This window comes from Bacteroides stercorirosoris (assembly GCF_900142015.1).
In the GTDB taxonomy this organism is placed as follows: Bacteria; Bacteroidota; Bacteroidia; order Bacteroidales; family Bacteroidaceae; genus Bacteroides; species Bacteroides stercorirosoris.
Window position 1 is genome coordinate 1 of record NZ_FQZN01000069.1, and the last position, 7,929, is coordinate 7,929.

The window sequence follows — 7,929 nt, forward strand, 5'->3', positions numbered from 1 at the left end:
TATTTAACCAATTTATTACTATATTTGAAAACAGGATTCAAGTATAAAACCCGAATCCTGAAGTTTTCTATTTACACAAAATTGTGGACAGTGCCAGTAAAACTGTTCTCTTAATTTATTAGAAAGAGGGACATTTACTGAATATCCCCAATTCATCATATTTTATTAAGTATCTTATCCATCGCCCAGTTTGTCAACGTAGCGCTTGCTCCGTCACAGGTGCAGATGGATTTGCCTAAAAGATGGTCGACAACGGCTTGAATGAGCGGTTGTTGTACATGTTCCGGATTAGCTACCGGGATTTCTTCTCTTCCTTTTTCCGTATGCAATGCGATTGGATCGTAAGTAAATACGGAGAAACAGATCATTCCTTTGTCTCCGATAACTTCAATACGGTCTTCGCGGGCAGAGTCATGTGCTACGAAGCACCAGGAACCACTACCTACCAATCCACTGTCGAACTGGAAACATGCGCTTAAAGTGTCTTCGGCAGAGTAGAGTCTGCCGCGGTTGCTCTTATATCCGCTGGCTTCGAGGATGCAACCGAACATATCTTGCAATAAATCAATTTGGTGAGGAGCTAAATCGTAGAAATAGCCGCCGCCTGCAATATCGGGTTGTACACGCCACGGAAGGTTTTCTTTGTTATAATCCAAGTCCCGTGGAGGCTGGGCAAACCGAATTTGTACATTGATAACATTGCCAATCATACCATTCTCTATCAATTCCTTTACTTTCAGGAAATAAGGTAGATAGCGGCGGTAGTAGGCCACAAAGCATGGAACGCCGGTTTCGTTTGAAATGCGGTTGATACGGCAACATTCTTCATAGGTTACCGCCATAGGCTTTTCTATATAAACAGGCTTACCGGCTTTCATTGCCATGACGGCATAAGTAGCGTGTGAAGATGGAGGAGTGGCAATGTAGATAGCATTCACCTCTTCATCGTCAACTAATTCTTGGGCATCATCATACCATTTCGGAATACCTCTTTCCTTAGCGTAAGCTTTAGCTTTGGCACCGTCACGGCTCATGACAGCGATCACTTCCGAGCCTTCCACTTTCTGGAAGGCGGGACCACTTTTATATTTGGTCACTTCTCCGCAACCAATAAATCCCCATTTTATCTTCTTTTCGCTCATAATAATATAATGTGGTCATGTGATAGTTATTCTTCTTCAAAGTCAAATTCAAAATCAAAGTCGTCCATGAATTCGGGAGTAGTAAACTCTTCCAAATTCCGTCGGTCTTTCTTGGTAGGGCGACCGGCACCTTTGGCTCGGTCTATGAAACCGCTGATATGGCTCATTTCCAATAATTCATATTGGTCGGGAGTCGTTACATTCTCCATCATCTCTGAAACAAGTTTTGCACCCACGCGTTTTTCGATGGCTTGCAGTACCTTGAAAGAGTAAGTGATGGGTGGTTTACGTACCTGTATCACATCTCCCGGTTTTACGGTTCGGGCAGCTTTGGCCAATGCTCCGTTGATGCTGATACGCCCTTTTTTACACGCTTCAGCAGCAATAGTGCGTGTTTTGAAAATGCGCACGGCCCACATCCATTTATCTATTCTTGCTTCACTCATATTGTTTTTTTTACTACTTACTACTAAACCTCACTACTTCTTATTAAATTGGTTCATAGTAATATCAATGCCTGCCAGACAGAAACTTTTGATTATTTCTCCTGCTGTTTTCAGGCGTTCATCCATAGTCTTCCAGTCCTCTTCGGTGAAATGTCCCAACACATAATCTATCTGTCCGCCCCGTGGAAATTCGTTGCCGATACCGAAACGGAGTCTTGCATAGTTCTGGGTACCCAGAATGGCGGCAATGTGTTTCAGTCCATTGTGTCCGGCGTCACTGCCTTTTCCTTTCAGGCGCAACGTGCCGAATGGCAAAGCGAGATCATCTACTATTATTAACACATTTTCCAAAGGAATGTTTTCTTTTTGCATCCAGTAGCGCACAGCGTTTCCGCTGAGATTCATGAATGTAGAAGGTTTCAGCAATAACAGTTGACGTCCTTTGACAGATAGCGTAGTGGTAAAACCGTAACGACCATCAGTAAAAGTAGCGCCTGCGTCTTTTGCCAATGCATCTGCCACCATGAAACCTATATTATGGCGGGTTTCGTGATATTCAGGACCTATATTTCCTAATCCAACAATTAAATATTTCATTTTTTTGTAATTACTATACAAAGAACGCGGATTATCGCAGCTTTCCGCGGATTAGTGAAATCTGCGTCATCTGCGTTAATCCGCGTTCCGGAATATGCTGTTTTCTTACGAAAGAGCGAATTAGTTGCCAGCAGCGGCAGCACCTCTTGCAGCACGAGTCAGCTTAACGGCGCATACGACAGCTTCTTTAGCATTCATCAATTCCAGACCTTCATAGCTCAATTCGCCAACCTTAACTGTTTTACCCAGTCCGAGGTGAGCAACGTTTACTATCAGTTTTTCAGGAATAACATTATATAAAGCTTTCACTTTCAGTTTACGTGTCTGCAATACTAGTTTACCACCGGCTTTCACACCTTCTGCCAAGCCTTCCATCTGTACGGGAACTTCCATTACGATAGGTTTAGACTCGTCAATCTGGTAGAAGTCAACGTGCAGGATAGTATCTTTTACCGGGTGGAATTGGATATCTTTCATGATAGCGTTTATCTTCTTGCCATCGATAACCAGGTCAACCACATAGATATGCGGAGTGTAAACCAAGTTGCGCAGGCCATCAGCGGGCACAGTGAAATGAATGTTTTCACTTCCTCCGTAGAGTACGCAGGGTACACCGTTGTCTTTACGAATAGCTTTCAAAGCTCTTGCTTGTTCCGAAGAACGTTCTGCAATAGTTCTTGCAGTACCTTTTACTTCAATTGATCTCATTTTCTTAAATTTTTTGTGTTACTCTAAATTAAGTTGTTTGTTGCTTAATTCACCATCGCACGATGTGGGGTTAACCACACAATGTTGCAAAAAAGCGGTGCAAAAGTACAGCTTCTTTTTGAATTATCAAAGAGTTGGTTCCTCAAAATCAATATCTATTTTGATTTCCCCGTCTAAATCCATTTCTTTTTCATTCATTTCGGCTATCATGTTGAATACTGCTTCTTTATCTGCTTCTGCATTTGCATCTGCTTCTGCGTTCATATTGCTGATAACTTCCATCATTTCTTTTTGGTTGATGAAACTGATAGCTTCGTTCAGGCCATTCATGAACTTATCAAAATCTTCTCTATATAAGAAAATCTTATGTTTCTCAAAACTCACCTGCGCGTCTTCACCCTCACCGTTCACCACTTTCTTGCTTTCGGTGATAGCGAGAAACATTTCATCTTTCCTATTCTTCTTTACATCCAGATAGTAGATTCGTTTACCTGCCTTAATGGATTTGGAGAATACAATCTCCTTATCATTCATGTCCGCACTGTTTTTCTTCTTTAAGTCTTCCATATTTATAGGTCTCTTGTTGTTATTGGCTCCAAAATTGACGATTTTTTTTAAACTGTCAAAAGAAAATGCCCGGATAATGAACTTCTGCATTAAAAAATGTGATTTATTTGCGTAAACTCATTAAAAATACCTACTTTTGCATTTCGTTAAAAACAGTATTGATTAAATAGACTTATGATTAACAGAGTTCTTATTCGTCTTAAGATTATACAGATTGTATATGCTTATTATCAGAACGGCAGTAAAAATTTAGACTCAGCGGAGAAAGAATTATTCTTTAGTCTTTCCAAAGCGTATGACCTTTATAATTATCTGCTGATGTTGATGGTGGCTCTGACGACTTACGCACAAAAACGCATTGATGCGGCAAAGGCCAAGTTAGCCCCGACCGCAGAAGAGTTGTATCCTAACATGAAATTCGTAGAAAACAAGTTCGTTTCGCAACTGGAGGTGAATAAACAGTTGCTGGATTTTGCCGCCAACCAGAAGCGTTCGTGGGCAAATGACGAAGACTTCGTCAAGGGCTTGTATGAGAAGATTATAGTTTCCGATATATATAAGGAATATATGGCTTCGTCTGATAAATCTTATGAAGCCGACCGCGAATTGTGGAGAAAGCTCTACAAATCTTTCATTTTCAATAATGAGGAACTGGATACTTTGCTTGAAGACCAGAGCCTTTACTGGAATGATGACAAAGAAATAGTAGATACTTTCGTTCTGAAGACAATCAAACGCTTTGAGGAAAAGAATGGAGCTAACCAGTCTTTACTGCCTGAATTTAAGGATGAGGAAGATCAGGAGTTTGCCCGTCGCCTGTTCCGCCGCGCTATATTGAACAGCGATTATTATCGTCATCTGATCAGTGAGAATACGCGTAACTGGGATTTGGATCGCGTTGCTTTTATGGACGTGGTGATTATGCAGTGTGCATTGGCCGAAATTCTAAGTTTCCCGAACATTCCGGTGAGTGTTTCGTTAAATGAGTATGTTGAAATAGCTAAGGTCTATAGTACGATAAAGAGCGGAAGTTTCGTAAACGGTACTTTGGACGGAATAGTTAATCAATTAAAAAAAGAAGGTAAGTTGGCGAAAAACTGATACCTTTGTTGAGTATTAAAAACTAAAAACGAATAATTTATGAATTTAATGACCGTATTCTTGCAAGCTCCTGCCGCAGCACCTGGTGGTGGTAGCATGATGTGGATTGTTCTGATTGCCATGTTTGCTATCATGTATTTCTTCATGATTCGCCCGCAAAACAAGAAGCAGAAAGAAATTGCAAACTTCCGTAAATCACTTCAGGTAAATCAGAAAGTGATTACTGCCGGTGGTATTCATGGCGTTATCAAAGAGATTAATGACAACGATATCGTGCTTGAAATCGCCTCTAACGTTAAGATTAGAATAGATAAGAATTCTATATTCGCCGCAGCTGCTGATGCTAACAGTAATCAGGCTGCTAAATAATTTTGAATAAGTGAGCCTATGATTAATCGTAGGAACATAAAACGCATATATCTGATAACAGCGAGAAAAGTTAAGGACTTTCTGCTCAGTGATAAGAGTAGAGAGTTCTTAATTTTTTTATTTTTCTTTTTTATCGCCAGCGGTTTTTGGCTACTTCAGACATTGAACAACGATTATGAAACGGAATTCTCCATTCCTGTGCGTCTGAAAGGTGTCCCTAACAATGTGGTGATAACTTCCGAGCCTTCTTCCGAGTTGCACATCCGGGTGAAAGACAAAGGCACGGTATTACTCAACTACATGCTTGGGAAAAGTTTTTTTCCTATCACTCTCGATTTTTCTGATTATAAAGGTAATGATGACAATCACGTGCGTGTTTATTCTTCGCAGTTCGAGAAGAGATTGCTCAGTCAGCTGAATGTATCTACAAAGTTACTTTCCGTGAAACCCGATACACTGGAATATATCTATTCTACCGGAGCTTCTAAATTGGTTCCGGTGAGGTTTCAGGGAACAGTGAGTGCAGGACGCCAGTATTATATCTCCGATACGATTTGTAAACCGGACTCCGTGTTGGCTTATGCGCCCGAAGGAGCTTTAGATACCATAACAGCTGCTTATACGCAGAAAGTGAAATTTGAAGATGTTTCCGATACGTTGAAGCGGCAAATACCTCTGCTCACCCGGAAAGGAGTAAAGTTTGTTCCGGCTTCGGTAGAAATGGTCTTTCCGGTAGATATCTATACAGAAAAGACGGTGGAAGTGCCTTTGCAGGGAGTTAACTTCCCGGGAGGCAAAGTGCTTCGTGCGTTTCCATCCAAAGTAAATGTTACCTTTCAGGTTGGTTTGAGTCATTTCCGTCAGATATCAGCGAGTGATTTCCATATCAATGTTTCTTATGAAGAACTTCTGAAACTGGGTTCGGACAAGTATACCGTGAAGCTGAAGTCTGTGCCAAAAGGTGTGAATCAAATACGTATCAATCCCGAACAGGTAGACTTTCTTATTGAGCAGGTAACTCCCGAATATGACAATTAAAATAGGTATAACCGGTGGCATCGGCAGCGGGAAAAGTGTTGTGTCCCGTTTACTGGAAGTGATGGGTGTTCCCGTTTACATTTCGGATGTCGAGTCAAAGCGGCTGACGGCTTCGGATACTCAGATTCGTCGGGAACTGATTGGCTTGCTGGGAGAAGAAGTGTATGCCGGTGGGGAACTGAATAGACCTTTGCTCGCTTCCTATATTTTTGGTAATCCCGAACATATTCGTACTGTAAACGGCATCATCCATCCACGGGTGCGGGATGATTTTCACCGGTGGGTGGAGCAGCATACCGTTTGTCCGATAGTGGGGATGGAATCTGCTATTCTGATTGAGGCGGGCTTTGCCGGTGAAGTAGATGCTGTGGTGATGGTTTACGCCCCCGAAGAGGTGCGCATTGCGCGTGCCATGCAGCGTGACGCAGTTCCGCGGGAATTGGTGGAACGTCGTGTCCGCAGCCAGATGAGCGATGAGGAGAAGCGCGGCAAGGCCGATTTTGTAATTGTAAACGACGGTGAAACTCCGTTAATTCCACAGGTTTTGGGCGTTATAACTTCTCTATCTAAAAATATTGATTACTTTTGCTTAAGCGAAAATAGGCTGCATCCCGGTATAAACAAATAAATTTGCTTTTACTCTCGGTTTGCACTATCTTTGCCCACCGAAAAAATAAAATATTACTAATAAAAAATAGAACATACTATGTTGAAGACTATTTTGTCTATCTCCGGAAAACCGGGGCTGTATAAGCTTATTTCACAAGGTAGAAATATGTTGATTGTTGAGTCTCTCACAGACAAGAAACGTTTCCCCGCTTATGGCAACGAAAAAATAATCTCTTTGGGGGATATCGCCATGTATACCGATACGGACGATGTACCTTTGAAAGATGTGCTGGCTGCCATGAAAAAGAAGGAAAACGGTGCGGCTGTAGTGATGGATTTGAAGAAAGCCACTGCGGACGAACTTCGTTCTTATCTGGAAGCAGTGTTGCCGACATTTGATCGCGACCGGGTATACATCGCAGATATCAAGAAGCTTATTTCCTGGTATAACCTGTTGGTGTCTTGCGGAATTACAGATTTCGAAGATGCTGCTGAGGCGGAAGAAACCACAGAAGAGAAGACAGAAGAATAAATTTAAAATAAACAGTTCTTTTAGCAGAAGACGCAGATTATCCGGGACATCCCCGGGCAATCTGCGTTTTTTTTATGCCGTAGCTTTAGTTTTGGCTACTTTTTTTATACCTTTGTTGCCATCCTGAAATGCAGAGTAGGTAGTGACCTCTCTCACGAAGATTGAAGGATAATTATGTATAAAAGCGTTTAATATTATCTTGTACTTGAAATCTGGACAATTTCACGCTATTCAAGGATAATAGACAACAAACGCTCATGCTCTGTTGTATATGCATATTCGAATGTATAGTACGGAGCGTGGGTTGTTGTATATTATTTGAATAGTGGCAGTCCAGAGCCCCAGGTGCAATAATAACAGCAGTTCCCACGCTTTTTATATGAATTTACTGCCTTTTGGGGGACTTGAGGCTGCGTATTGTTAAGATGGAAGAGCATAAGAGCGTAACAGTGAAGGTGGATAAAGCCGCCGGGAAGATATATGTGGACGGAGTGTTGCCGAATGCTACACTTTGTTTGTATCATATTCGGGGAAAGGTGGTTGAGGTAAAGCAGGCGCAAGAGGAGAGTTCTTCGTTTGATTTGCCGTGTGCAGGAGAATATGTGTTGGTTGTGACACATGCACTGTCCGTACCGGTTGTTAAGCAGCTCGTTATAGAATAAGAAAAAGGCTGTCTTGTATTTCAATGGCAAGACAGCCTTTTTAAATCCGTTCTCTTTTTTACTTAGGGATATTCCTAAAATAATAAAATTTAAGGCAACTAATTCATTGCGAGTTAGTTGCCTTTTTTGTATCTTTAAGCATTCCCCCCAAAAAACGG

General features: G+C 41.6%; 11 protein-coding genes. 6 read left to right on the plus strand and 5 right to left on the minus strand.

The annotated features are described in order from the left end of the window. Positions 1 to 155 precede the first annotated feature (155 nt). From BUC01_RS24540 to BUC01_RS24560, 5 genes are all read right to left on the minus strand, one after another. On the minus strand, positions 156 to 1,142 hold the full coding sequence (locus BUC01_RS24540; RefSeq protein ID WP_025835875.1) for a Gfo/Idh/MocA family protein: 987 nt from the start codon (positions 1,140 to 1,142) through the stop codon (positions 156 to 158). Between the two features lie 26 nt (positions 1,143 to 1,168). Then, positions 1,169 to 1,588 carry an RNA-binding S4 domain-containing protein gene (locus BUC01_RS24545; RefSeq protein WP_025835878.1) on the minus strand — a complete coding sequence of 140 codons (420 nt, stop codon included), beginning with the start codon at positions 1,586 to 1,588 and terminating at the stop codon, positions 1,169 to 1,171. Positions 1,589 to 1,621: 33 nt separating this feature from the next. Then, entirely contained in the window at positions 1,622 to 2,185 is a 564-nt protein-coding gene (gene pth, locus BUC01_RS24550; RefSeq protein WP_025835880.1) for an aminoacyl-tRNA hydrolase, read from the minus strand. 120 nt (positions 2,186 to 2,305) lie between these two features. Then, entirely contained in the window at positions 2,306 to 2,893 is a 588-nt protein-coding gene (locus BUC01_RS24555) for a 50S ribosomal protein L25/general stress protein Ctc (RefSeq protein ID WP_025835882.1), read from the minus strand. Between the two features lie 126 nt (positions 2,894 to 3,019). After that, positions 3,020 to 3,460 carry a PUR family DNA/RNA-binding protein gene (locus tag BUC01_RS24560; protein ID WP_025835883.1) on the minus strand — a complete coding sequence of 147 codons (441 nt, stop codon included), beginning with the start codon at positions 3,458 to 3,460 and terminating at the stop codon, positions 3,020 to 3,022. A 174-nt stretch (positions 3,461 to 3,634) separates the two neighbouring features. Between BUC01_RS24560 and nusB the strand changes: the two genes are divergently transcribed. The 6 genes from nusB to BUC01_RS24590 all read left to right on the plus strand — a co-directional run bounded on the left by nusB (position 3,635) and on the right by BUC01_RS24590 (position 7,771). Further along, on the plus strand, positions 3,635 to 4,561 hold the full coding sequence (nusB, locus tag BUC01_RS24565; protein ID WP_025835885.1) for a transcription antitermination factor NusB: 927 nt from the start codon (positions 3,635 to 3,637) through the stop codon (positions 4,559 to 4,561). A gap of 39 nt (positions 4,562 to 4,600) precedes the next feature. After that, complete coding sequence (gene yajC, locus BUC01_RS24570) at positions 4,601 to 4,930, plus strand: preprotein translocase subunit YajC (RefSeq protein WP_025835887.1); 330 nt, start codon at positions 4,601 to 4,603, stop codon at positions 4,928 to 4,930. Between the two features lie 18 nt (positions 4,931 to 4,948). Continuing rightward, positions 4,949 to 5,968 carry a CdaR family protein gene (locus BUC01_RS24575; protein WP_025835889.1) on the plus strand — a complete coding sequence of 340 codons (1,020 nt, stop codon included), beginning with the start codon at positions 4,949 to 4,951 and terminating at the stop codon, positions 5,966 to 5,968. After that, a complete protein-coding gene (coaE, locus tag BUC01_RS24580; protein ID WP_025835891.1) occupies positions 5,958 to 6,596 on the plus strand; it encodes a dephospho-CoA kinase in 639 nt (212 codons plus the stop codon). Before BUC01_RS24575 ends, coaE begins: the two co-directional genes overlap by 11 nt. Positions 6,597 to 6,674: 78 nt before the next feature. Further along, on the plus strand, positions 6,675 to 7,109 hold the full coding sequence (locus tag BUC01_RS24585; protein WP_025835892.1) for a DUF5606 family protein: 435 nt from the start codon (positions 6,675 to 6,677) through the stop codon (positions 7,107 to 7,109). A 425-nt stretch (positions 7,110 to 7,534) separates the two neighbouring features. Next, positions 7,535 to 7,771, plus strand: a complete 237-nt coding sequence (locus tag BUC01_RS24590) for a hypothetical protein (protein WP_025835893.1) — start codon at positions 7,535 to 7,537, stop codon at positions 7,769 to 7,771. Positions 7,772 to 7,929: the final 158 nt, after the last annotated feature.

Bases quoted from the DNA above. Each gene is read 5' to 3' on its own strand.
- BUC01_RS24540 (WP_025835875.1), bottom strand. From the start codon at position 1,142: ATGAGCGAAAAGAAGATAAAATGGGGATTTATTGGTTGCGGAGAAGTG.
- BUC01_RS24545 (WP_025835878.1), bottom strand. From the start codon at position 1,588: ATGAGTGAAGCAAGAATAGATAAATGGATGTGGGCCGTGCGCATTTTC.
- pth (WP_025835880.1), bottom strand. From the start codon at position 2,185: ATGAAATATTTAATTGTTGGATTAGGAAATATAGGTCCTGAATATCAC.
- BUC01_RS24555 (WP_025835882.1), bottom strand. From the start codon at position 2,893: ATGAGATCAATTGAAGTAAAAGGTACTGCAAGAACTATTGCAGAACGT.
- BUC01_RS24560 (WP_025835883.1), bottom strand. From the start codon at position 3,460: ATGGAAGACTTAAAGAAGAAAAACAGTGCGGACATGAATGATAAGGAG.
- nusB (WP_025835885.1), top strand. From the start codon at position 3,635: ATGATTAACAGAGTTCTTATTCGTCTTAAGATTATACAGATTGTATAT.
- yajC (WP_025835887.1), top strand. From the start codon at position 4,601: ATGAATTTAATGACCGTATTCTTGCAAGCTCCTGCCGCAGCACCTGGT.
- BUC01_RS24575 (WP_025835889.1), top strand. From the start codon at position 4,949: ATGATTAATCGTAGGAACATAAAACGCATATATCTGATAACAGCGAGA.
- coaE (WP_025835891.1), top strand. From the start codon at position 5,958: ATGACAATTAAAATAGGTATAACCGGTGGCATCGGCAGCGGGAAAAGT.
- BUC01_RS24585 (WP_025835892.1), top strand. From the start codon at position 6,675: ATGTTGAAGACTATTTTGTCTATCTCCGGAAAACCGGGGCTGTATAAG.
- BUC01_RS24590 (WP_025835893.1), top strand. From the start codon at position 7,535: ATGGAAGAGCATAAGAGCGTAACAGTGAAGGTGGATAAAGCCGCCGGG.